The following is a 23,757-nucleotide window of genomic DNA, read 5'->3' on the forward strand; positions in this document are numbered from 1 at the left end:
GGCTCAGTGCGCCGCAGCGTCCCAACTGCGCCCGTAGCCGACGGACACCTCCAGCGGTACATCCAGCGGGTAGGCGTTGCCCATGTGTTCGCGCACCAGCTTTTCGAGCTCCCCCCGTTCCCCTTCTGAGACCTCGAACAGCAACTCGTCGTGCACCTGCAGCAACATCCGTGACGTCAGGCCGGCCGACTTGATCGCCTCGTCGACGTTGATCATGGCCACCTTGATGATGTCGGCGGCGCTGCCCTGGATCGGCGCGTTCAGCGCGGCACGCTCGGCGGCCTCCCGGACGTTGCGGTTGCTGCTGTCCAGCTCGGGCAGGTACCTGCGACGGCCCAGCACCGTCGAGGTGTAGCCGTCCTTGCGAGCCTGGTCGACAACGTCACGCAGGTAGTCGCGGATACCGCCGAACCGGTCGAAGTACTGCTCCATCTGCTGCTTGGCCTCTTCGGTGCTGATCTTCAGCTGGGAGGACAGGCCGTAAGCGCTCAGCCCGTACGCCAGGCCGTAGGACATCGCCTTGACCCGGCGACGCATCTCGGCGTCGATCTGGTCGATCGGCACATCGAACGCCCGCGATGCCACGAACGAATGCAGGTCCTCACCGGTGTTGAACGCCTCGATCAGGCCCTCGTCACGGGACAGGTGCGCCATGATCCGCATCTCGATCTGGCTGTAGTCGGCCGTCATCAACTCGGCGTAGCCGTCACCGACGACAAAACCGTCCCGGATGCGACGGCCGGCCTCGGTGCGGATCGGGATGTTCTGCAGGTTGGGCTCGGTCGACGACAGCCGGCCGGTGGCCGCGATCGTCTGGTTGAACGTGGTATGAATCCGTCCATCTGCGGCCGTCGCTGCGAGCAACCCGTCGACGGTCACCTTCAACCTGGTGGCGTCCCGGTGGGCCAGCAGGTGCTGCAGGAACGGATGCCCGGTCTTGTCGAAAAGTCCTTGCAGCGCATCGGCATCGGTGGTGTAACCGGTCTTGGTCTTCTTGGTCTTGGGCATCTCGAGCTCGTCGAACAGCACGACCTGCAGCTGCTTGGGCGACCCGAGGTTGATCTGCTTGCCGATCACCCCGTAGGCGGCCTCGGCGGCATCGCGGATCAGGTCGCCGAATTCGCTCTGCAGCTCCTGCAGGAAGGCGACGTCGACGGCGATACCCCGGGTTTCCAACTCGGCGAGCACGCGCTGCACCGGGAGCTCCATCCGGCCCAGCAGCGAGGAGGAGTCGATGCGGGCCAGCTCTTCGTCCAGCGCATCGGCCAGATCGAGCACCGCCGCGGCACGCAGCAGCACCGCCTGCACGGCCTGCTCGTCGATGCCCTCGTTGTCATCGAGCAGCGAAAGCTGTTGCTGCTCCGGGTTGTCGGCGCGCAGCTCCCGTTTCAGGTAACGCAGCGACAGATCATCGAGGGAGAAACTGCGCTGCCCCGGCCGCACCAGATAGGCCGCCAGCGCGGTATCGGAGGTGACGCCGGCCAGCTTCCAGCCGCGCCCTTCCAGATCGTGCATGGCCAGCTTGGCCTCGTGCAGCGCCTTCGGCGGGCCCGGGTCGGCCAGCCAGGACGCCAGTGCGGCCTCGTCGTCGGGATGGATTGTGGCGGTGTCGATATAGCGGCCGTCGCCGTCGTTGGCGACGATGGCCAACGCCGTCGCATCGGCATCGAAGGCCAGGTGGGTGCCGACCACGGCCACCCCGAACCGGTTGCCCAGGCTGTGCTCGGACAACCAGGCCGCCAATTCGCCGGGTGCCAGTGCACCACCGCGTACATCGAAGCCCTGGTCGACCTCGGGATCGGCGGAGGCCAGCGTGTCGAACAGCCGGTCGCGCAGCACCCGGAACTCCAGGTCGTCGAAGAGGCGGTGGATGTGGTCACGATCCCAGGGCAGCATGCGCAGCGTGTCAGGTGTCTGCGGCAGCGGCACGTTCTTCACCAGTTCGGTCAGTTCACGGTTGAGCACCACCGAGGACAGGTTGGCGCGCAACGCATCTCCGACCTTGCCCTTCACGGTGTCGACATTGTCGACGAGCGCCTGCAGCGAACCATGCTCGACGATCCACTTGGTGGCGGTCTTCTCCCCCACCCCGGGGATGCCGGGCAGGTTGTCGCTGGGGTCGCCGCGCAGCGCCGCGAAGTCCGGGTACTGCGCCGGGGTGAGCCCGTACTTGGCCTGCACCGCCTCCGGGGTGAACCGGGTCAGCTCGGAGACACCCTTGACCGGGTACAGCACGGTGACGTCGTCACTGACCAGCTGCAGCGAGTCGCGGTCACCGGTGACCACCAGAACCCGGTAGCCGGAATCCTGCGCCTGGGTGGCCAGGGTGGCGATGATGTCGTCGGCCTCGAAGCCCTGCTCGGCCAGCACGGTGATCCCGAGTGCGCCGAGCACCTCTTTGGTGATGTCGATCTGACCGCGGAACTCGTCCGGGGTGGCCGAGCGCCCCTCCTTGTACTCCGGGTACTTCTCCTTGCGGAACGTCTGGCGCGACACGTCGAAGGCAGCCGCGACGTGGCTGGGCTCCTCATCACGCAGCAGGTTGATCAGCATGGCGGTGAACCCGTAGACCGCGTTGGTGGTCAGCCCGCCCTGGGTCTTGAAATTCTCCGCGGGCAGCGCGTAGAAGGCCCGGAAGGCCAGCGAGTTGCCGTCCAACAGCATCAGCGTCGGCTTGTCGGTGCTCGTCTTCTTCTCGGCAGTCTCGGTCTTCGCGGGGCTCACGCCCCCAACTCTAGGCACCCACCCCGACAGGTGGTCGCCGCTACCCTGGGCGAGCGGTGACCGATACATCCGTACACCCACTCGCGTGGCGCCCGTTGGCCGCGATCGCCGCAGTGGTGGCCGGTGCGCAGCTGACGGCCGCACTGATCGGCCGCGACTACTGGTTCGACGAGGTCTACATGTTGGCCATCGGCCGCAGTCACCTCGACTGGGGGTCGGCCGACCAGCCGCCACTGGTCCCGGCGCTTGCCGCCCTCGCCGACGCGCTGTTCCCCGGTTCGCTGATCGCATTGCGGATACCCGCCATCGTGGCGACCACGGTCGCCGTCGTCGTCGCCGCGATGATCACCCGTGAGATGGGCGGCGACCGGCGCGCGCAGATCGTGGTGGCGGCCGTCCAGGCGACCGGCTTCTGGGTGGCGGTCGGTGGGCACTGGTTGACGCCCTACACGCTCGAACCTGTCGGTTGGCTGCTCGTCATCTGGCTGCTGGTGCGCTGGATCCGGGTGCGTGACGATCGGCTGCTTCTCGTCCTCGGGGCGGTTGCCGGGGTGGCTGCCATGACCAAGTTCCAGGTACTGCTGCTGTGCGCGGTGCTGATCGCGGCTGTGCTTGCGGTCGGTCCGCGAGAGTTGCTGCGCCGGCCGATGCTCTGGGGCGGCGCCGGGATCGGTGCGCTGGTGTGCGCGCCGACGCTGTGGTGGCAGGCGCGGCACGGTTGGCCGCAGCTGCAGATGTCCCACGTGGTGGCCGCCGAGGCCGGACCGCTCTACGGAGGTCGGGGCGGTATCGCGGTGCAACTCGTCGTGGCGGCCGGGGTGCTCGGTGTGGCGTTGGCGGGCTACGGCCTGGTCCGGTTGGTACGGGACCCCGCACTGCGCGACTTCCGGTTCCTCGGCCTCACGTTGGTGGTGCTGTACGTCGTGTTCGTGGTGACGGCGGGGCGCCCGTACTACCTGTGTGGGTTGTACGCGCCGGTCGCAGCCATCGGAGCGATCGCATTGCAACGCCGCCGGGAAGCGGGTGCGACTCGGTGGGGCCGGGCGGCATGGCCCGGCTACGCACTGAGCGCGGCGGCCGCGATCGGCGGGCTGGTCCTGGGCGCCACGCTGACCAGATCCGATGTCGGCGAACAGATCGCGCAGCGCACCGCACAGACCTTCCAGCAGCTTGCGCCGGAGCAGCGCGAGCGCACCGTCATCATCGGGGAGTCCTATATCGTGGCGGCGTACATCGACGGTTATGCCGACCGCTACGCTCTGCCGCCGGTATTCAGCACCACTCGCAGTTACGGCTATTTCCCGCCGCCGGCCGCCGGACTGGACACCGTACTGTTCGTCGGCGACCACGGCCCCACCCGGCTGGCGCCGTACTTCGCCGACATCCGGGAACTGGGAAATGACGACGACGGGATCGGCCGGTGGCTCCTGACAGAGCCCCGGGAAGATTGGGACACATTGTGGCCCAAGGTCAGGACGCTGAACGTCATGTGACCGACAGTGCCCGGTCGCGCAGCAACCGGGCCGCCGGGTTGGTCATATCGCGCCGCCAGGCCCAGACCAGCCGACCGCGCAGCGCGGGTATCAGTCGCAGCGCGTGCAGCCCCGGCCGGTTGCGGGCCATCGACTCGGGCAGGATCGCCACCCCGAGGCCGTGGCCGGCAAGGTCGGCGAGTTCCAGCGGGCTGGTCGCCTCGAAGGCGATGCGTGGTGTGACTCCCACTGCGGCGCAGGCGGAGTCGAGATTGGTGCGCAGTCCGGTGCCGACGGGCAGTGAGATCAGCGGATGCTCGCCGAGCAGATCCAACGGGAGCGTGGCGCGGCGCGCCAACCGGTGACCGGTCGACACCGCCGCCTCGATGGCCTCGTCGGTGATGACGTGCAGATCCAGATCCGACGGGTCCTGCTCGACGCCGATCGACACGATCGCGATATCGAGGCGGCCGTCGGCCAGCTTGGCCAACAGGACATCGGAATTGTCGGTGCCCAAGGTGATCTCGACGGCCGGATACGCGGTATGGAAGTCGGCCATCAGTCCGGCGATGTCGATCGGGTGCAGGGTCACCGTGCCGATCGCCACCGAACCCCGGACCAGATCGGCGACCTCGTCGACGGCGCGCCGAGCGTCGCGCACCGCGGCCAGTGCGGCGCGGGCATGCGGCAGCATCGCCTCACCGGCCCGGGTGAGCCGCACGTCACGACTCGACCGGGTCAACAGTGGCTGACCCATCTGCCGCTCCAAGCGCCGGATCTGGGCGCTGACGGCGGGTTGGGCCACCCGTTCACGCTGGGCCGCCCGGGTGAAACTGCGCTCTTCGACCACCGCGACGAAGTATTCCAGCTGCCTGAGCTCCATAACTGTTGATTATAGGCGTCAGACTCAACAACTATTGGACTTATCTTCGCTGGTGGAACACCGTGGAGGCATGACAAAGCCAGTGATCATCGCCGGGGCCGGGATCGGCGGACTGACCACAGCGTTGGCCCTGCACCAGCGCCGGATCAACGCCGTGGTCATCGAGAAGGCGCCCACCCTCAAACCCCTCGGTGTCGGTATCAACCTGCTACCCCATGCCGTGCGCGAACTCGACGCGCTTGGCCTCGGCGCCGCGCTGGCATCGATTTCGGTGGCCCCCACTGCGATCTGCTATTTCGACGCCGCGGGCACCCAACTTTTCCGTGAACCGCGCGGGATCGACGGCGGTTACTCGCACCCGCAACGATCGGTACACCGTGGGCGCCTGCACACCCTGCTGACCGAGGCTGTCCACGACCGCCTCGGGCCCGGCGCGATCCGCACCGGTGCCGGCCTGACCGGTTTCACCGATATCGGGTCTGCCGTCACGGCGCATACGGCCGCCGGCGATATCACCGGAACAGCATTGATCGGCGCCGACGGTATCCATTCCGCGGTGCGGGCCATCCTGCATCCCGACGGGGATCCGCTGCTGTGGTCGGGTGTGCGGATGTACCGCGGCGCAGCGCGGATGCCACCGTTCCTGGACGGGCACACGATGGCCATCGTCACCGGCGGTGACGGTGTCGATCTGGTGATCTATCCGATCAGCGACGGGCTGGTCAACTGGGTACTGCAGGTCGACGACGGTCGACCGGGAAGGCTGCCCGGCGACGCGCGCTGGAACCGGCCGGCCGATCCCGCGGTCGTTGCCGGCCACATTGCCGACTGGACCATCGGATGGCTGGACGCCGCAGAGCTGCCATATCGCAGCGCAGAGGTCTTCGAGTATCCGATGGTGGACCGGGATGTGCTGCCGCACTGGGGCACCGGATCGGTCACACTGCTCGGTGATGCCGCGCACCCGATGTATCCGGTCGGAGCCAACGGCGCGTCTCAGGCCATCGTCGACGCACGGGTGCTGGCCGACGAACTGCATCGGGACCCCGCCGGCGGACTGCGCAGCTACGAAAACACCCGGCGGCGTGACACCGCAGATGTCATCGCCGCCAACCGGCAGATGCACACCGCCTCCATCGCGGACAGCGAGGAGATCGCCCGCGTCACAACGACGTACCGTACCGATACCGAGAGGAGCTCGTCATGACGACCTTTGTACTGATCCCCGGGATGTGCCACGGCGCATGGTGTTTCGATGACCTGGCCGAGAGTCTGCGCGCCGCCGGTCACCGCGTGCTGGCACTCACCCTGACCGGGGTGGCCGAACGGGCCCATCTGCTGGCCGGTGGGGTCAACCTGGACACTCACATCACCGATGTACTGGCGGCCATCGACGCCGATGCGGGTGACGACGACGCACTCGTCCTGGTGGGTCACAGCTATGGCGGTGCGGTGATCACCGGCGTCGCCGACCGCATCCCCCATCGTGTCGACGCACTGGTCTTCCTGGACGCGCTGGTGTTACACGACGGCGAATCCTGTTGGGACCTGGTCAACGACGAGGAGCGACAGTGGTATGTCAAGGCCGATGGCACCGGTTTCGGTGTGCCCCCGATGCCGTTCTTCGACGACCGCGCCACCGCCCATCCGCTGGCCACCGTGCTGCAACCGTTACGGTTGACCGGCGATCTCAGCCGTTTCCGCAAGCGCGTATTCGTCTATGCGCAGGACTGGCCCGGCGAGTCACCGCTACAGCCCTCCTATGACCGGGTGCGTGACGATCCCGCCTGGACCTGTCACGAGCTCGACGGTAAGCACAACCTGATGCGCGACAAGCCAGACGATCTGCTGCAGATCCTGCTCGACGTCTGACCCACGTTGTCAGCCGACCGCATGACAGGCGGCGGCACACTTCAGCTGAACAAAGCACGAAAACTATTGCCCAGGACCCCGCTACATGATAGTTAGCTATGCAATACATCTCTCGGGGGAGGATTCGTCATGGCCGGTCGGCATCGTCGGAACAGGGAACCGCTGGCGGTGACAGTGTGGTTGGGAGCCGGCGTCGTCACCCTGGGCATCGGTGCGGCACTGACCACCGGAACCGCGGTCGCCGTGGCCGAGACCGGAGAATCCGGCGGGGCATCGGCATCGTCGAGCGCCGGTGACAGCACCGCAGGCGATTCCTCGACCGGTACGTCGGCGAGTGGACAGGGCGACACCGGAAAGAAGTCGGCGGTAACCGATTCCGAGGAGTCGCAGGACTCCGAAGAGGCCGCCACCGCGCCGAGGAAGAAGCCACGCCTGCAGAAGAGTTCCCGGACGTCGGCCGAGCCGGCGAGCCTGCACGACCAGGTGGCGGCCGAGACGCCACGCAAGCGTGCCGGGACGGTCACCCCGGCGGTCGCCGACGAGTCCACCGACGCCGAGGCACCGTCCATCCGGTCGGCGGCCGTGACCACCGTCGAAGTCGCCGAACCGACGATCACACCGACCGCCAAAGCCAATGCCGCACCGGCGAATCCATTGGTGACGGCCGGTCAGGCCCTCCAGGACTTCCTTCGCAACATCCAGCGGCAGTACTTCAATACCCGACCCCAGATCACCGGCTACAGCGTCCCGACGCGCAACGCCGACGGCACCTACAGCGGCCAGATCTACGCCACCGACGCCGACGGCGACCCGCTCGTCTACTCCGTCAGGAACGGGGCCCCGTTCGGCAGCAACCTGACCATCGAACAGAACGGCAACTACACGCTGACCCCGTCGGCGTATGCACTCACCCGGGAAGGCACCGGCGAACTGACCTTCGATGTCGTCGAGGCGAACGCCGGCGAGCACTTCCACGGAATCCACCGAGTCTTCGAGAAGGCCATCCGAAATGCCCTGCAGCCGATCTTCGGGCAGTTCCGCCTCTATGTCGACTACGTGCCCGAGTACTACGCCTTCGACCGGGTCGTCCTGCCGTCCACACCATGGGGCAACACCGATCCCACACCGAATCTGATGATCGCCGAGCGGGCGGCCGTAAAGATGACCGCAGCACCGGCCACGACCGCGAACCCACTGCAGGCATTCCTGCAGAACATCCAGCGACAGTACTTCAACACCCGACCCCAGATCACCGGCTACAGCGTCCCGACGCGCAACGCCGACGGCACCTACAGCGGCCGGGTCATCGCCGTCGACGCCGACGGCGATCCGCTGGTCTACTCGGTGTCCCGGCCGTCATACGGCAGCACATTGACCATCGACCAGAACGGCAACTACACGCTGACACCGTCCGAACTGGCGCTCAGCCAGCCCACCACCGGGTGGTTCTACATCGATGTGGTGGAGGCCAACGCCGACGAGCACTATCACGGGCTCGGCCAGATCATCGAGAAGGCCGTCCGCACAGCACTGCAACCCATCTTCGGCCAGTTCCACCTGTTCGTCGGGTATGTCCCCGAGTCCTACGGCAGCGTCCGACAGTCCGTCGACGGCGTCGGATGGGGTAACACCGATCCCACGCCCGCCTCCATCGGCGTCGTCTGACATCGAACTGCAACACGTTTCAGTTTTGCCGCTGGACGGGATAGTCTGACGCTCGTGCCAGCAGCAACCACAGCGCCCGCGGTCGAAGGGTGGTTCGCCACCGATGACGCCGGTGACACTCATCTGATCGGCGGCAAGTGCACCGCATGCGCCACCTACGTGTTCCCGCCGCGGGAGAACAACTGCCCCAACCCCGGCTGTGACAGCGACACCCTGGCCCTGGTCCCGCTCTCGCGAACCGGCACCGTGTGGAGCTACACCGAAAACCGCTACGCCCCACCCCCGCCGTATCCGTCCCCAGATCCCTTCGAACCGTTCGCCGTCGCCGCCGTGGAACTGGCCGACGAGGGACTGATCGTGCTCGGCAAAGTCGTCGAAGGCACCCTGGCCGCCGACCTACAGGTCGGCATGTCGATGGAACTGACCACCATGGCGCTCTACACCGACGACGACGGCGTGGTGCGCACCACCCACGCCTGGAGGATCGCCAAATGAGTGCCGATACATCCCCTGTTTACATTCTGGGAGCCGGAATGCACCCCTGGGGCAAATGGGGCCGCGACTTCACCGAATACGGCGTCGTCGCCGCCCGCGCCGCCCTGGCCGAGGCCGGCCTGGACTGGCGCCAAATCCAGTTGGTGGCCGGCGCCGACACCATCCGCAACGGCTACCCCGGCTTCGTCGCCGGCGCCACCTTCGCCCAGAAACTCGGCTGGAACGGCATCCCCGTCACCTCCAGCTACGCCGCCTGCGCCTCAGGCTCCCAAGCCCTGCAGAGCGCCCGCGCCCAGATCCTGGCCGGCTTCTGCGACGTCGCCCTGGTCATCGGCGCCGACACCACCCCCAAAGGCTTCTTCGCCCCCGTCGGCGGCGAACGCAAGAACGATCCCGACTGGCAACGCTTCCACCTGATCGGCGCCACCAACACCGTCTACTTCGCCATGCTGGCGCGGCGCCGCATGGACCTCTACGGCGCCACCCTGGAAGACTTCGCCAACGTCAAGGTCAAAAATGCCCGCCACGGCCTCGACAACCCGTACGCGCGCTACCGCAAGGAAGCCAGCGTCGACGACGTGCTGGCCTCCCCCGTCGTCTCCGATCCGCTGCGCCTGCTCGACATCTGCGCCACCTCCGACGGCGCCGCCGCCCTGATCGTCGCCTCCAAAGCCTTCGCCGAGAAGCACCTCGGCTCACTGGCCGGGGTGCCCTCGGTCCGCGCGGTCAGCCTGCAATCCCCGCAATACCCCCAGCACCTACCCGAACTGCCCGACATCGCCACCGACTCCACGGCCGTAATCCCCGGACCCGACCGCGTGTTCAAAGACCAGATCCTCGACGCCGCCTACGCCGAAGCGGGTATCGGTCCCGAAGACCTGTCCCTGGCCGAGGTCTATGACCTGTCCACTGCCCTGGAACTCGACTGGTACGAACACCTCGGCCTGTGCCCGAAAGGGGAGGCCGAACAGCTGCTGCGCAGCGGAGCCACCAGCATCGGCGGCCGCATCCCGGTCAACGCCTCCGGCGGCCTGGCATCCTTCGGTGAGGCCATCCCCGCCCAGGCCATCGCCCAGGTCTGCGAACTGTCCTGGCAACTCAAGGGCCGGGCCACCGGCCGCCAGGTCGAGAACGCCACCGTCGGCGTCACCGCCAACCAGGGCCTGTTCGGCCACGGCTCCTCGGTCGTCGTCGCCCGCTGACCCACCGGAACACCACGGCGGCGCCGCGAGGTTGGACGTTGCGTGAGCCGAATCATTGCGCCGTCCTCCGGTGGGCGGAAACCTGGCAGCATGACCTCCACTCTCGACACCGAATGGCAGCAGTGGCATGCCGACCGGGAACGGTATTTCGCCGACCCGCTGGGCTGGGTGAGCCTGACCGGTTTGTACTGGCTGACCGAGGAGTTCGAGACGGTGGCCGATCTGCCCGGGCGGTGGCGCGCCGACGCGGATGCGGTGTACGTCGATGGGCTCGCCGGCACCGAGCGGCTGGAACCCGTCGAGGGCGCACCGGGACTGCTCGTCGAGGACGGCCGGCGGCGTATCGAGGTGATTCGCCGAACGGGGTCGGTGGCATTGCGGGTCCACGACCCCGAATCGCCCTTCCTGGCGCAATATCGGGGCATTCCCGCATTTGCGCCCGACGCGCGGTGGCGGGTTACGGGCCGGTTCACCGCCTATCCGCAGTCCCACAGTGTCACCACCGGGGCGGTCGTCGAGGGCCTGGAGCACCACCACACCGCCGTCGGCACCGTCGACTTCGAGATCGACGGCAGGCAGGAGCAACTGGTGGTGTTCGGCAAACCCGACGGTGCGCTGGGTGTGTTGTTCACGGACGCGACCAGCGGTGTGACGACTTACCCCGGCGCACGATCACTCGCCATACCGACGCCCGGGCCCGACGGCACCGTGGAACTCGACTTCAACCGGTCGGCCAACCTGCCGTGCTCGTTCACCGATTTCGCGACCTGCCCGGTGGCGCCGCCGGGGAACCGGTTGACCGTCGCCGTCGAGGCGGGCGAGAAGAATCCGCGATGACGGTACAGGTGCTGGTTCCCGACGATATCGGCGTCAAGGTTCTCGGTGAACACCCCGGTCTGGAACCCGTCCGCTATCAGCCCGGGCAGGCCTGGCCGGTCGATGCGCCGGTGGTCGTGGTCGATTACGAGAATGCGCCCGCCACCGGCGCCCGCTTTCCCGAGCTGTCGCGGCTACGTCTGGTGCAGACGCTCAGTGCCGGCTACGAACAGTGGCTGCCCTGGCTGCCCGACGGCGTGCTGCTGTCCAATGGCCGTGGCGCCCATGGTGGTTCTACCGCCGAATGGGTGGTGGCCGCCCTGCTGGCCCTCTATCGGGACCTGAACCACTTCGCCGAGCGGCAGGCGGCCGGTGTGTGGAGCCCGCGGTTCACCGACACCCTGATCGGCAAGCGGGTCGTGGTGCTGGGTGCCGGCGATCTGGCGGTCAATCTCGCCGCCCGGCTGGCCCCGTTCGAGGTGTCGGTCACACTGGTCGGGCGCACCGCTCGACCGGGTGTGCACACCCTGGCCGACGTACGGGCTTTGCTACCGGGGGCCGACGCCGTGGTCTCGGTGCTGCCGGCGACCGCCGACACCCACCACATCATCGACGCCGACTTCCTTGCCGCCCTGCCCGACGGTGCGGTCGTCGTCAACGCCGGGCGGGGCGGGGCGGTGGACACCGACGCCCTGCTGACCGAACTGACGTCCGGAAGATTGCGCGCCGCACTGGATGTCACCGACCCCGAGCCGCTGCCGACCGGCCACCCGCTGTTCTCGGCGCCGGGTCTGCTGCTGACCCCACACGTGGCCGGCAGCACCGCCGGCGCCGCCGAGCGTGCCTGGGCGGTGGCGGCACGCCAGATCGCGACCTTCGCCGCCGGCGGACGACCGGACAATGTGGTGGCCGGCGGTTGACCTAGCACCGGGTCATCCAGCGCGGCGTGATCCGCGGCGCGGTTTGCCCCACCGACGCATTCCGCGGCGCGCCGCCATGCACGCACAGCTGCCACACCGGCTCATTGTGTGCGGTTGCGGCGGGTCGGTGCAGACCCGTCAGCCGGGTCCCGGCGGGCAGTGCCTCGCCCACCAGATCGGTGATGGCCGACGACAACACGATCTGACCACCGACCGCCATGTCACGCAGGCTGATCGCCCGCAGCATGGTCGGACCGAAATCGTCGTCGGGCACACCCGGGCGGATCTGCCCGCTGTGGATGCCGATCCGCAGGCGAATCGGCGGCGTCACCGCGGCGTGCAGATCGACCGCGCAGGCCACCGCCTCCCCCGCCCGGGCGAACGCCACCACGTAGGCGCCGCGCCGTTCCGCGGCGACGCACACACCGTGATGCGCGTGCACCAGGGCCGGCAGCCTGCGACCGGTCACCGGTGCCGCGGTTGTCGCGTCGACCGCCAGCAGTGTCACGGTTCCCGTCGGAAGATATGAACTCGACATGTCAGCCCCCCAGCTCGAACATGTTGCCCGAACAGCTTTTTGCTGTACCGCAATACTGCGGCGATGTGGCCTCGATGGACACCATGTGCACCACCAGATCTGCGGTGGTGTGTACACCCCTAGCTGGCGATGACCGCAGGATTGGACACGGTGGCGGTGATGCGGGTGCCTGCCCCGGTGTTCCCGTCGACGGACAGACTGCCACCGATCGCCGAGAGCCGATCGGTCATGTTCGTCAGGCCCATACCGATGGTCGCGCCGTCGAAACCCGGTCCGGTGTCCACGATCTCGAGTCGCAGTTGCTGCGCGTCGACCCGGCCGGTGATGCTGGCCGTGACAGCAGGGCCGCCGTGTTTGGCGGCGTTCTGCAGCGCTTCGCTACAGCAGTAGTAGAGCGCCGCCTCGACCGCAGGCAGGTAGCGTGCCAGGCCGACGAGGTCAAGGTGCACCGAGATGGGTGCCCGCGCCGCCAGCGCGGGCAGTGCCTCGGGCAGCCCCCCGCTGATGAGCAACGGCGGGTAGATACCGTGCGCCAGTCGGCGGATCTCGACGATCGCGCTATCCACCAGTTCCCCGGCGTCGGTGAGCAGTTGCCGGCGGTCATCGCCATCGGCGTTGCGGGCCAACTGGATCAACACGGACAGACCGACAAGGTGTTGCTGAGCGCCGTCGTGCAGATCGCGTTCGATGCGCCGGCGTTCCTCGTCGGCGGCGGCACTCAGCCGGGTGCGCGATGCCGCGAGTTCGGCGGCATGCTCGGCCAGATGAGTCTCCGAGGTGCGCAGCGCGGCAGCGTTGTTCCACACGATCACCATGAGATTGAGCCCGACGACGAACAGTCCGATGATGACGAACGCCGTCTCCACCCAGCGTGGTGAGTTCAGGTTGGCGTCGTTGGGCGGGGTGAACCGTGCCAGCGCACCGAGGCAGACCAGGCACACCGCGGTGATCCCGACGAAGACCAACCCGCGCTGCCACCGCACGTAAGACTCCGCGAAGGTGACCGGAAGCATTGCGGCGACGGCCATCACGGCGAGCAGCGGCGGGGAGACATAGACGACGACCAGGACGCCGGTCCAGTTGCCGATACACACCAGCGTGATCGACAGCTCGTAGCGTCCGCGCCGGGCCAGTCCGATGGCATACACGATCACCGCGGAATGCACCACCGAGATGCCGGTCAGCACCAGAAACCAGGGCGAGCGGTACATCCAGATGTACTCCCACATGGGCAGTACCACCCCGGCGCCGAACCACATCGCGAAATGACCGACGAGGAACACCTGGAAACGTTCGTCCCGGAACCGGTGGATCAGGTCGTGGCCGAACCGGGTGGACGATCTGCGCAGCGCTCCGATCAGTGTTTCCGGTGCCCGCCAGCGCGGCACCGACCCGGCCGCGGCGCGCAGCGTCACCTGCCGCGCCATATCCGCCTCAGCACGTCCGGGCTCAGACGTTCCTTGCGCAGATAGGAGCGTGCCCCGCAGTGCGCGGCGGCAGCGGGCAGATCCTCGGCGTCATAGGTCGACATCAGCACCACCATGAGATCAGCACGGGCGGAGCAGATCCGGCGGGCGGCCTCGATACCGCCGATCCCCGGCATGTGGATGTCCATCAGCACGATATCGGCACCGTCGGTGCCGATCCGCTCGATGGCCGTCTCACCGGTCTCGCATTCGCCCGCCATGACAAAATCGGGCATCGCGTTCAGCGTAGCGGCGGTGGCACGGCGAAAGCTGGCCTGGTCGTCGACCACCCAGACGCGGATCCGCTGCTCGTCCACCTCGTCATCGTGCCCGGCCGGACAGCCCGGTACCAGGGTGTACACACCACTAGTTTGCGGAGCCACGGTCGTCGAGGAACATCAACACCGCCTTCACCCGCCGGTCCACCGCATCGTCGACGGTGAGCCCCAGCTTGGCGAAGATCGCGTTGATGTGTTTCTCCACCGCACGCTGGGACAGCACCAGCCGCGCCGCGATGGTCCGATTGCTGAACCCTGTCGCCAACTCGCCCAGCACCTCCCGTTCCCGGGCGGTCAGCCGGGCCAGCGCCGGCGCCGACCGGGGCTGGGCCAACAGTGCCTCGACGACCAGCGGATCCAACACGGTGCCCCCGGCGGCCACCTGCCGGACGGCCTCGGCGAGCTCGTCGAAATGCGCCACCCGCTCCTTGAGCAGGTAACCCCGGTGTGCGGTGCCGCCCTCCAGCAGGCCCGCCGCATACGACGGCTCGGCGTAGTTCGACAGCACGATCACGCCGATGTCGGGATGGGCGCCACGCACCCAGCGCGCCAACCGGATCCCCTCATCGGTCGAGGTCGGCGGCATCCGGACATCGGTCATCAAGATGGTGGGCCGGTGGATGTCGACCAGTTCGACCGCGGTGTCATGGTTCTCGGCGATCCCGACCACGCTGACCTCGGGCATGGTCGACAGTGCCCGCGTGACACTGTCACGCACGAGCAGCGAATCCTCGGCGATGACGATCGAGATGTCACTCACGGCGCCATTATCGCCGCATCCGCGCCGATTCGGGCGGCATCGTCGACTCAGGCGACGCCGAGGTAGGCGGCCCGGATGCTGTCGTCGGCCAGTAGGTCTTTCGCCACGCCGGTCCGGGTGACCTCGCCGGTCTCCAAGATGTAGGCGCGGTCGGAACGGCTCAGCGCCTGCTGCGCGTTCTGCTCGACCAGCAGCACGGTGGTGCCCTGCTGGTTGATCTCGGAGATGATCCGGAAGATCTGCGATATCACCATGGGCGCCAACCCCATCGACGGTTCGTCGAGCAGCAGCACTTTCGGCCGGGCCATCAGCGCGCGGCCGATCGCCAACATCTGCTGCTCGCCACCGGAGAGCGTGCCGCCCACCTGGCTACGCCGCTCGGCCAGCCGCGGGAACGTCGTGAGCACCCAGTCCAGCTTCTCGTCATGCTCGGCCTTCGACGGGAATTTCCGCCCGTAGCAGCCCATTTCAAGATTCTCGATGATGGTCATCCCCGGAAACACGCCGCGTCCTTCGGGCGACTGGATCAGACCGTCGGCAACCCGCTTGTGCGCCTTGACCTTGCTGATGTCGGCACCGTCGAACCAGACCGATCCCGAGGTCAACGACAGCAGGCCGGAGATGGCGCGCATCATGGTGGTCTTGCCGGCGCCGTTGGAGCCGAGCAGGGTGACCAGCTCGCCCTGGTGCACGGTGAGCGACACTCCGTGCAGAGCCTTGATCCGGCCGTAATGCACGACGATATCGCGCACCTCGAGCAGGACCGGCCGGGTGTCGGTGTCAGGCGAGTTCGTCATCGGGTACCCCCAGGTAGGCGGCGATGACCGCCGGGTTCTCACGGATCTCGTGCGGTAGTCCGTCGGCGATCTTGCGACCGAACTCCAGCACCACGATTCGGTCGGTCACCCCCATCACCAGGCGCATATCGTGTTCGATCAGCAGCACGGTGTAACCGTCGTCGCGGATCTTCTGGATCAGTTCGATCAACGCCGACTTCTCGCTGGGGTTGAACCCGGCGGCGGGTTCGTCCAGGCAGAGCAGCTTGGGCTCGGTGGCCAGCGCACGGGCGATCTCCAGGCGCCGCTGATCGCCGTAGGGCAGGTTCTTGGCCTTCTCCTCGCCGCGGTGCGCGATACCCACAAAATGCAGGAGTGCAGCGGAACGTTCGATGGCCGAGCGCTCCTCGCGCCGGTGCCGGGGTGAGCGGATCAACGCGCCCGGCACCGAGGTGAAATGCCGGGCGTCGGTGCCCACCATGACGTTCTCCAGCGCCGTCATCTCGCCGAACAGCCGGATGTTCTGGAAGGTGCGGGCGATGCCGAGCCGGGTGATCTGATGCCGTTTGATCCGCCCGATCGTCGACCCGTCGAACACCACCGATCCCGAGCTGGGCCGGTAGACACCGGTGATGGCGTTGAAGCAGGTGGTCTTGCCCGCGCCATTGGGCCCGATGAGTCCGAGGATCTCGCCACGCTTGATGTTGAAGGTGACCGCGTCCAGGGCGGTGAGGCCACCGAACTTCACGGTGAGATCGTTGGTCTGCAACAGGACTTCGCCCTCGTCGGCCTGGATGTCACGGTGCACACTCGCGATCTCGGCGACATTCTCGAACACCTCGGGTTCGTTTTCCGCTGAGGTCATTTCGCCGGCTCCGTATCGGTCGGCTGTTTACGTAACAGGTCACGGGCGGCCTTGGCATAGGTGAGCAGATGCTGGCGCGCCGGGAACAAGCCCTGGGGTCGGAAGATCATCAGCACCACCAACGCCAGACCGAAGAACAGGTACTTCAGGTTGCCCATGTCGATACCCATGAAATGCACACCCAGCAACCGGTTCGGCAGGTACACGATGATGAAGGCGCCCAAGATCACGCCGAGCTTGTTGCCCTGCCCGCCGAGCACCACCGCGCACAGGAACAACATCGAGTTGATGATGTTGAACGTCGGCGGCGCCACGTACTGCACCTGCCCGGCGTACAGCGCCCCGGACAGCCCGCCGATGGCGGCACCGATCGTGAAGGCCCACAGCTTGAACTTGAAGGCGTTGACGCCCATGACCTCTGCGGCGTCCTCATCCTCGCGGACAGCGATCCAGGCCCGTCCCACCCGGCTGCGTTCCAGATTGCCGACCAGCAGCAGGATGATGACGATGAGGACCAGCCCCAGCCAGAACCACCAGGTGCCGTAGTTCGTGTCACCACCGGCGTTGGACACCGAGAACACGCCTTGAGGGTGTTGCTCACTTTCCAGGAAGTGCGGGAAGGCCACCTCGTTGAGACCACGCGGCCCGTTGGTGACGTCGGACAGGTTGTCGGCCAGCAGTCGGATGATCTCGCCGAAACCCAGGGTGACGATGGCCAGGTAATCACCGCGCAGACGCAGTGTCGGGGTGCCCAGGATCAGCCCACTGAGCGCGGTGATCGCCATCGCGATGGGCAGACACGACAGCCAGGCCCACGGGGTGCTGAAGAAACCGGAGGCGCTCATCTGGTTCCACGGGCTCTCCGGGCTGGTCAGCAGCGCCACCGTATAGGCACCCACCGCGTAGAACCCGACATAGCCCAGGTCGAGCAGACCGGCCTGTCCGACAACAACATTGAGCCCGATCGCGATGATGGCGATCATGGCGAACTGGGCCATGGTGCCGCCGAAGCTGATGCCGGGGGTGTCGATGAACCCCGGCTTGAACAACGGCGACAGGGCCAATCCGGCGAACAGCAGTACGCCGAAGATCCACTTCTGCGGGCGGTTGAGACCGTCCCACCAATCCATGACCTTGGCCCAAGCGCCGGCAGATTTGGTGCGAGCGTCGCTCATGCGATGACCTCGCAGGCTCGGGTCTCGTATGTAATCTGTCGATTCGCTCCGCAAGCTTCGCTCATGCGCGTGCCTTTCCGAGGCTCTCACCGAGGATGCCGGTCGGCCTGACCAACAACACCAGCACCAGCAGCACGAAGGCGACGACATCGCGCCACTGCGTGCCGAACACGGCCTGGCCGTAGTTCTCCATGACACCGAGCAACAGACCACCCAGCAATGCGCCGCGCAAGTTGCCGATACCGCCGAGCACGGCCGCCGAGAAGGCCTTGATACCCAACAGGAATCCACCGGAGTAGATGATGCCTTGGGGCACCTTCAACGTGTACAGCAGCGCCGCCGCACCGGCCAGCAGGCCACCGATGAGGAAGGTCGTCATGATGACCCGTTCCCGCGAAACACCCATCAGGGTGGCGGTGTTCGGGTCCTGGGCCACGGCACGGACGCCGCGGCCCAGCTTGGTCCGGTTGAGCGCCAGGTCGGTCAGCAGCGCCAGCACCAGGGCGGCACCGATGATGACGATGGTGGTGTTGGAGATCGCCACACCGAACAGTTCGAACTGGGTCTTGGGTTGCACCAGCACGATGGGCTGTTGCGCGTTCGGGCCACCGTAACCGGGGATCAGCGTCGGCAGGATGAACAGCACGAACTGCTGCAGCACAAAGGACATGCCGATGGCGGTGATCAGGAAGGTCAGCGCGCGGGCGTTGCGTTTGCGCAACGGGCGGTAGGCGATGAACTCCAGGCCGACCGCACCGGCACCGGAGACCAGCATCGCGAAAAGCATGGCCACACCGAGGTACAGGATCGTCAGCGCGACGCCCCGGTTGTAGGCGTTACCGCTCGGGGTGAAGCCCAGGATGATGTCCAGGGCGAAGTAGGCACCGAACATGCCGAGCATGAAGATCTCGGAGTGCGCGAAGTTGATCAGTCGGAGCACGCCGAAGACCAGGGTGTAGCCGACGGCGACCAGGGCGTAGATCGCGCCCCACGACAGGCCGTCGATCGTCAACTGCCAGAAACTGTCTACCAGCGCCCCGACGTTGAAGTTGATGTTGGCGGCCAGATTCATCCGGTGGTGAGCTCCTCAGCGTGTGCAGGTGCCTGAGACGACCGAAGCGCGTCCGGGGGCCATGCGCTCCCGGACGCGCTTCGGGTCAATCGTTACTGGACGTCGTAGATCCAGATGAGCGTCGTGGTGAGCTCACCCTCGGGCGTCCACTGGTACTCGCGGGCGATGCCCTGCCCCTTGTAGTTGCGGACGAAGTCCAGCAGCGCCGGGCGGGTGATGGCACCCGAATCGATGCCCTTGAGCAGGATGGTGCCCAGGTCATAACCCTCGGCGCTGTAGGTACCGGCCTCCTGGCCGAACTTCGCCTCGTACTCCTCGGCGAAGGTTCCAGTGGCCGGGCCGCACGGGCAGGCCAGCACCGCACCCTTGGAGGACTCGCCGGCCTGCTTGACGAACTCCGGGTCCTTGGTGCCGTCGGCGCTGGCGAAGATGCCCTCGAAGCCACCGTCACGCAGCTGCTGTACCAGCGGTGCCGCCTCGGCGTAGTAGCCACTGAAGAACACCGAGTCCGGTGCCGCACCGTTGATCTGGGTGACGGCGGCGGCGAAGTCCTTGTCGCCCTTCTTGACCGAGATGTTGCACGCGGGATCGGCCACCGGGCCCAGCGTGTCGCGCACGGCGGTCGCCAGACCGAGGCCGTAGTCGGTGCTGTCGTCGACGACGCAGACCTTCTGGTGGCTCAGGCTGTTCTTCAGGTAGTTGGCGACCGACGGACCCTGCACGCCGTCGTTGGCCAGCCCACGGAAGAAGGTCTGCCAGCCGTTCTTGGAAAGGTCCACGTTGGTGGCCGACGCGGTGGTGGCCACCAGTCCGGCCTGGTTGAACACGTCACCGGTGGCCTTGGTCTCACCGGAGAAGGCCGGGCCGACGAGGCCGATCGTGTACTGGTCCTCGACGATGCGCGGGGCGATGTTGGACGCCTTCTGGGGGTCACCCTCGGTGTCGAACGGCTTGAGCTGCACCTGGCAGCCCGGGTTGGCCTCGTTGTGCTTGTCGATGGCCAGCTGCACACCGTTCTTGATGTTGATGCCCAGCGCCGCATCCGGGCCGTTGAGCGCGCCGGCCATGGCGATGGACACCGGCGGGCAGGTGGCCGAGCCGTCACCGGCCGGGTCTGCGGGCGCAGCGCCGCTTGAGGCCGCCACCTCGCCGCCGTTCTCGTCGATCTGTACCTTCTCGACGATGCTCAGATTCGTCTGTGCCGCTTCTTCTTCGGGCGTGCTCTGAGTGCAGCCGGCAATCGCCAGCGCCATCAGTCCGGCGCCCCCGAGCGCAAATGCCTTGCGTGCCACGTGACCGCGCACGTCTCACCTCCGGTTCCCTGTGTCATTCGGCATCTTCGTTCCGGTCGGAACAACCGGGGCGGCGATGCTTCGCCGCTGACCTTAGCCACAACATCGCGCCGTCGCGTGATGTTCGGCGACGCGTCGCGCGGATCGGCCGGGTGAAACGCGTAAAAAGCGGGGCCGGAAACGCAGACTTAACCGGGAGTGCCTGTTGACGGCGTTATTTGTCTGCCGTTGCCGGGTCGCCGCCGGGCGAGTCGAGGGTCTCCAGCACCACCTCGGCGACACGCTTCATGGTGGTGCGCCGATCCATGGCGGCGCGCTGGATCCACTTGAACGCCTCGGGTTCGGTCATCCCCTGGTTCGACTGCAGCAAACCCTTGGCCCGTTCCACCAGCTTGCGCGTCTCCAACCGCTCGGACAGCGTCGCGACCTCGTTCTCCAACGCCGCGATCTCACTGAACCGGCTGACCGCGAGTTCGATGGCCGGAATCAGGTCGGTGATGGAGAACGGTTTGACCAGATAGGCCATAGCACCTGCGTCGCGGGCTCGCTCGACGAGCTCACGCTGGGAGAACGCCGTCAGGATGACGATCGGGGCGATGCGCTTGGAGGCGATCTCGGAGGCGGCGTCGATACCGTCGCGCCGCGGCATCTTGACGTCCATGATCACCAGATCGGGTTTGAGGCTCTCCGCGAGGTCGACCGCCTCCTGGCCGTCTCCGGCCTGGCCGGCGACCTCATACCCTTCCTCGCGCAGCATCTCTGCGAGGTCCATTCGGATCAGCGCCTCGTCTTCGGCGATGAGCACACGGCGTGATGCGGGGGCGTCGGTCATGGATGCCATTGTGTCGCGATTGTCGACGGGGGGCGACCGCGGGGTTAACGACGGCGTGGCGAGGTGGTGGTCAGCGACGGTCGCGGCATCCCTTAAGGTGGTAGACCGCAGGAACGCTTGCCCTCGTATCCCAACTGGCAGAGGAAACGGATTCAAAACCCGTGCAGTGTGAGTTCGAATCTCACCGAGGGCACTCAATCACTTGACATCGTACGTGCAGGTCAGCGCCATATTCGAGATCATCAGACGCCACCGATTGCCGGTTTTGGCTGCATTTTGGCTGCAAGTCCCGCAGCCGATAGACGCAGGTCGTGCGCGTCAGCAACCGCCTCTGCGTCCCGGTCGAACAGGTCGGCGTAGGTATCCAGCGTCATCGCGGCCGAGGCGTGACCGAGCATCTTCTGAACTGCTTTCACGTTGGCACCGGCCGAGACAGCCAGTGACGCGGCGGTGTGCCGGAGGTCGTGTGGCGTGACGCGCGGGAATTCAAGGGTGGTCGGGTCGGCGTCCGGATTGGCTTTGGCCTCTGCCGCGCGCGCCTCGTCGGCGGTGTTGCGGCACCGAGTCACCGCCCCTTCGAACCAGGTGTGAGCCCCAGGCGACTTTGCGTAGCCACCGCCGGCCGCCGGGAACACGACCGCGTCACGGGGCTTTCCTCGGCACACACCGGCCACGAGCTCAGCGACGAACTTCGGCATCGGCACGATGCGCCGCTCGTGAGTCTTCGGGGTTCCGACTTCGACGGTTCCACCGACATTCACCGCATTGCGCCGGACATGGATGCGACGGCGCAGCGGGTCGATATCGGCAACGTGCAGTCCGGCCAGCTCGCCCCACCGCAAGCCGCAGTACGCGAGAACCAGGATGATCACGCCCTTGTCGTGGCCGCCGCGTCCGGCCGCCGCCTCTTCGGCCAGGGCCATCACCTGTTCGTCGGTCAGGTAGTTGTGATCCCCACGCACCTTGCGCGGCATCTTCACCTTGCGCGCCGGGTTGGTCAGGATGCGACGGTCGGCCACCGCATCATCGAGAATGCCGGCCAGCACCGCATGTGCCCTGATGACCGTCACCGGGCCGGCCGCTTTCCTGACCACCTCACCATCGGCGTTGCGCTTCTCGCGCCCCATGTCGGCCACCCACGATTTGACCGCGCTGTGCCGCAGATCGGCCAGCTTGGTTCTGCCCCACTTCGGTTCGACGTGCACGCGCCACGCAACCTCTTCGACGCGCCGACTTGACGGCTTGAGATGCGTCCGGCGCGCCAACCAGTCGGGGCCGAGTTCACCGATGGTGATTTGCGCGGCGGCGGGATCGATGTACTCGCCACGCAGCTTCGACACATGCACGGTGGCCGCGAAATCCTCTGCGTCCTTCTTGGTTTTGAAACCGCGGCGCTGCGTCACCCGGTTGTCCGGTGTGCGGTACTGGACCCGGTACCGGTCGCCCTTCTCGGTGGGGTACTTCTTGATCGAGGCCACCGCGATCAGGCCACCAAATCCGAGGGCCACCGCCGCATGCGGCGCAGCATGCCGTCATTGCGCACGCGATAGACGGCCAGAATGCCGCGGGCGCTACCGAGGACGACGTAAAGCTTTCCGTCGCGCTCCACTACCCCGCTCCCCCGCGTCGGCTGGTCGGTCCCGCCCGAGCGGAAGTATGCGGCGAATGCCCGACGCGTCAGGTCGTCACGCTCCGCAATCGTCTTGGTCACGCTACCGAGCGTACGACCGACAAACATTGTTCGTCAAACAAGGCTTTCGCACCCGGCGACATACGACGACTACACCGTGCCCGAAGGTAAAGTCATTGCCCCACTGGGCAATTGATCTGAAACGCTCGGCGGTTTGTTCGGTTCATTCGCCATGAGTCTGTGTTAGCGTCGACGCACGGTCGCGCATCCTGTGAATCTGAGCCACCGAGCGACCGTCCCGCCACCCCGGCAGACCCGGGCCATGGTGGGAGCACCTTGCCCGCTGGGCCTGCATGCAGGTCCGCGCAGTTCGCACGAGGACCGTGCCGCTCAGAGGTCCGCATCGTTCTGGACTGCGAAACCATGACCACGTTGTGGAGGTTTCGTCATGTCCAGATCCCAGGCTCCGATCCCTGCCGCGCTCGATGAACTACTCACACCGCATGAGGTAGCCGAGTACCGCGGCACGACTACCGGCGTGCTGGCCCAGGAGCGATTCAAGGGCGTTGGCCCGAAGTTCATCCGCGACGGCCGGCGCATCCGTTATCGCGCCAGCGATATCCGCGCCTACCTCGATGCCAACACTGTGACGCCGAATCACTCTTGAAGACAGTACCTTTCGGCACGGAAGTGTCGTGCCCGTGTGCGCACCCAGTGAGTACGGTCTGCGCTACGCAACCAATCCCCTGCATAGGAGCACACCATGGCCGACACCGTGACCGTCATCCCGATCCTTGATCCGACCGCGGCGGCGAAGTACCTGAACATGAGCCCGGAGACGCTGAGAACGTGGCGCCGTGATGGAACCGGCCCGGCGTACATCCGGGTCGCGAGTAATCGTGTGCGCTATCGAGTCTCGGATTTAGACGCCTGGCTGGAGGGTCTACGCGTGCCGACCGAAGACCAGGCCTAAAGACAGCGCGCCGGCCCGGGATGCCTCTACCGGGCCGGCGCTTTCACCGCT

The 23,757-nt window shown here is 66.7% G+C and carries 24 protein-coding genes and 1 tRNA gene; 11 read left to right on the plus strand and 14 right to left on the minus strand.

What is annotated here, in order from left to right:
* Positions 1 to 3 precede the first annotated feature (3 nt).
* Positions 4 to 2,664: a DNA polymerase I gene (polA, locus tag ACLBYA_RS23965; RefSeq protein WP_447712045.1), complete on the minus strand. Its 2,661-nt coding sequence runs from the start codon at positions 2,662 to 2,664 to the stop codon at positions 4 to 6.
* A gap of 116 nt (positions 2,665 to 2,780) precedes the next feature.
* Here polA and ACLBYA_RS23970 point away from each other — a divergent pair, with 116 nt between their 5' ends.
* Entirely contained in the window at positions 2,781 to 4,217 is a 1,437-nt protein-coding gene (locus tag ACLBYA_RS23970) for a glycosyltransferase family 39 protein (protein ID WP_447711950.1), read from the plus strand.
* On the opposite strand, the gene ACLBYA_RS23975 is transcribed toward ACLBYA_RS23970, so the two are convergent.
* Complete coding sequence (locus tag ACLBYA_RS23975) at positions 4,210 to 5,079, minus strand: LysR substrate-binding domain-containing protein (protein WP_447711951.1); 870 nt, start codon at positions 5,077 to 5,079, stop codon at positions 4,210 to 4,212. The genes ACLBYA_RS23970 and ACLBYA_RS23975 overlap by 8 nt on opposite strands.
* Positions 5,080 to 5,128: 49 nt before the next feature.
* Here ACLBYA_RS23975 and ACLBYA_RS23980 point away from each other — a divergent pair, with 49 nt between their 5' ends.
* From ACLBYA_RS23980 to ACLBYA_RS24010, 7 genes are all read left to right on the plus strand, one after another.
* Entirely contained in the window at positions 5,129 to 6,286 is a 1,158-nt protein-coding gene (locus tag ACLBYA_RS23980) for an FAD-dependent monooxygenase (RefSeq protein WP_447712046.1), read from the plus strand.
* On the plus strand, positions 6,283 to 6,951 hold the full coding sequence (locus ACLBYA_RS23985; RefSeq protein WP_447711952.1) for an alpha/beta hydrolase: 669 nt from the start codon (positions 6,283 to 6,285) through the stop codon (positions 6,949 to 6,951). The genes ACLBYA_RS23980 and ACLBYA_RS23985 overlap by 4 nt, the downstream gene beginning before the upstream one ends.
* Before the next feature lie 129 nt (positions 6,952 to 7,080).
* On the plus strand, positions 7,081 to 8,616 hold the full coding sequence (locus ACLBYA_RS23990; RefSeq protein ID WP_447711953.1) for an Ig-like domain-containing protein: 1,536 nt from the start codon (positions 7,081 to 7,083) through the stop codon (positions 8,614 to 8,616).
* Positions 8,617 to 8,670: 54 nt separating this feature from the next.
* A complete protein-coding gene (locus ACLBYA_RS23995; RefSeq protein WP_447711954.1) occupies positions 8,671 to 9,111 on the plus strand; it encodes a Zn-ribbon domain-containing OB-fold protein in 441 nt (146 codons plus the stop codon).
* Positions 9,108 to 10,313 carry a lipid-transfer protein gene (locus tag ACLBYA_RS24000; RefSeq protein WP_447711955.1) on the plus strand — a complete coding sequence of 402 codons (1,206 nt, stop codon included), beginning with the start codon at positions 9,108 to 9,110 and terminating at the stop codon, positions 10,311 to 10,313. Before ACLBYA_RS23995 ends, ACLBYA_RS24000 begins: the two co-directional genes overlap by 4 nt.
* 90 nt (positions 10,314 to 10,403) lie before the next feature.
* Entirely contained in the window at positions 10,404 to 11,150 is a 747-nt protein-coding gene (locus ACLBYA_RS24005) for a DUF1684 domain-containing protein (protein WP_447711956.1), read from the plus strand.
* Positions 11,147 to 12,049 (plus strand): 2-hydroxyacid dehydrogenase, encoded by a 903-nt coding sequence (locus ACLBYA_RS24010; protein WP_447711957.1) that lies wholly within the window; start codon positions 11,147 to 11,149, stop codon positions 12,047 to 12,049. Before ACLBYA_RS24005 ends, ACLBYA_RS24010 begins: the two co-directional genes overlap by 4 nt.
* Position 12,050: 1 nt before the next feature.
* On the opposite strand, the gene ACLBYA_RS24015 is transcribed toward ACLBYA_RS24010, so the two are convergent.
* The 10 genes from ACLBYA_RS24015 to ACLBYA_RS24060 all read right to left on the minus strand — a co-directional run bounded on the left by ACLBYA_RS24015 (position 12,051) and on the right by ACLBYA_RS24060 (position 21,112).
* On the minus strand, positions 12,051 to 12,557 hold the full coding sequence (locus ACLBYA_RS24015) for a hypothetical protein (RefSeq protein WP_447711958.1): 507 nt from the start codon (positions 12,555 to 12,557) through the stop codon (positions 12,051 to 12,053).
* A 149-nt stretch (positions 12,558 to 12,706) separates the two neighbouring features.
* Complete coding sequence (locus ACLBYA_RS24020) at positions 12,707 to 14,014, minus strand: sensor histidine kinase (protein ID WP_447711959.1); 1,308 nt, start codon at positions 14,012 to 14,014, stop codon at positions 12,707 to 12,709.
* Entirely contained in the window at positions 13,999 to 14,415 is a 417-nt protein-coding gene (locus ACLBYA_RS24025) for a response regulator (RefSeq protein ID WP_447711960.1), read from the minus strand. The genes ACLBYA_RS24020 and ACLBYA_RS24025 overlap by 16 nt, the downstream gene beginning before the upstream one ends.
* Positions 14,416 to 14,419: 4 nt before the next feature.
* Complete coding sequence (locus ACLBYA_RS24030; RefSeq protein ID WP_447711961.1) at positions 14,420 to 15,091, minus strand: response regulator transcription factor; 672 nt, start codon at positions 15,089 to 15,091, stop codon at positions 14,420 to 14,422.
* A 47-nt stretch (positions 15,092 to 15,138) separates the two neighbouring features.
* Positions 15,139 to 15,888 carry an ABC transporter ATP-binding protein gene (locus ACLBYA_RS24035; protein WP_447711962.1) on the minus strand — a complete coding sequence of 250 codons (750 nt, stop codon included), beginning with the start codon at positions 15,886 to 15,888 and terminating at the stop codon, positions 15,139 to 15,141.
* Positions 15,872 to 16,732, minus strand: coding sequence for an ABC transporter ATP-binding protein (locus ACLBYA_RS24040; protein ID WP_447711963.1), 861 nt, complete (start codon positions 16,730 to 16,732; stop codon positions 15,872 to 15,874). The genes ACLBYA_RS24035 and ACLBYA_RS24040 overlap by 17 nt, the downstream gene beginning before the upstream one ends.
* Complete coding sequence (locus tag ACLBYA_RS24045; RefSeq protein ID WP_447711964.1) at positions 16,729 to 17,907, minus strand: branched-chain amino acid ABC transporter permease; 1,179 nt, start codon at positions 17,905 to 17,907, stop codon at positions 16,729 to 16,731. Before ACLBYA_RS24045 ends, ACLBYA_RS24040 begins: the two co-directional genes overlap by 4 nt.
* Positions 17,908 to 17,968: 61 nt before the next feature.
* Positions 17,969 to 18,979, minus strand: coding sequence for a branched-chain amino acid ABC transporter permease (locus ACLBYA_RS24050; protein WP_447711965.1), 1,011 nt, complete (start codon positions 18,977 to 18,979; stop codon positions 17,969 to 17,971).
* Between the two features lie 92 nt (positions 18,980 to 19,071).
* A complete protein-coding gene (locus tag ACLBYA_RS24055) occupies positions 19,072 to 20,283 on the minus strand; it encodes a branched-chain amino acid ABC transporter substrate-binding protein (RefSeq protein WP_447711966.1) in 1,212 nt (403 codons plus the stop codon).
* Positions 20,284 to 20,485: 202 nt separating this feature from the next.
* Positions 20,486 to 21,112, minus strand: coding sequence for an ANTAR domain-containing response regulator (locus tag ACLBYA_RS24060; RefSeq protein WP_447711967.1), 627 nt, complete (start codon positions 21,110 to 21,112; stop codon positions 20,486 to 20,488).
* Between the two features lie 110 nt (positions 21,113 to 21,222).
* Here ACLBYA_RS24060 and ACLBYA_RS24065 point away from each other — a divergent pair.
* A tRNA-Leu gene (locus ACLBYA_RS24065) sits at positions 21,223 to 21,296 on the plus strand.
* Between the two features lie 49 nt (positions 21,297 to 21,345).
* Here the strand turns inward: ACLBYA_RS24065 and ACLBYA_RS24070 are convergent.
* Together ACLBYA_RS24070 and ACLBYA_RS24075 are read right to left on the minus strand one after the other, a co-directional pair.
* Positions 21,346 to 22,581 carry a tyrosine-type recombinase/integrase gene (locus tag ACLBYA_RS24070; RefSeq protein ID WP_447712047.1) on the minus strand — a complete coding sequence of 412 codons (1,236 nt, stop codon included), beginning with the start codon at positions 22,579 to 22,581 and terminating at the stop codon, positions 21,346 to 21,348.
* A 5-nt stretch (positions 22,582 to 22,586) separates the two neighbouring features.
* Positions 22,587 to 22,814, minus strand: a complete 228-nt coding sequence (locus ACLBYA_RS24075) for a hypothetical protein (RefSeq protein ID WP_447711968.1) — start codon at positions 22,812 to 22,814, stop codon at positions 22,587 to 22,589.
* 367 nt (positions 22,815 to 23,181) lie between these two features.
* Between ACLBYA_RS24075 and ACLBYA_RS24080 the strand changes: the two genes are divergently transcribed.
* The gene (locus tag ACLBYA_RS24080) at positions 23,182 to 23,400 is read left to right on the plus strand and encodes a helix-turn-helix transcriptional regulator (protein ID WP_447711969.1); all 219 of its coding nucleotides are present in this window, start codon (positions 23,182 to 23,184) and stop codon (positions 23,398 to 23,400) included.
* Positions 23,401 to 23,496: 96 nt separating this feature from the next.
* Positions 23,497 to 23,706, plus strand: a complete 210-nt coding sequence (locus tag ACLBYA_RS24085) for a helix-turn-helix transcriptional regulator (RefSeq protein WP_447711970.1) — start codon at positions 23,497 to 23,499, stop codon at positions 23,704 to 23,706.
* Positions 23,707 to 23,757 lie beyond the last annotated feature (51 nt).

It is taken from the genome of Mycobacterium sp. C31M (assembly GCF_053345865.1).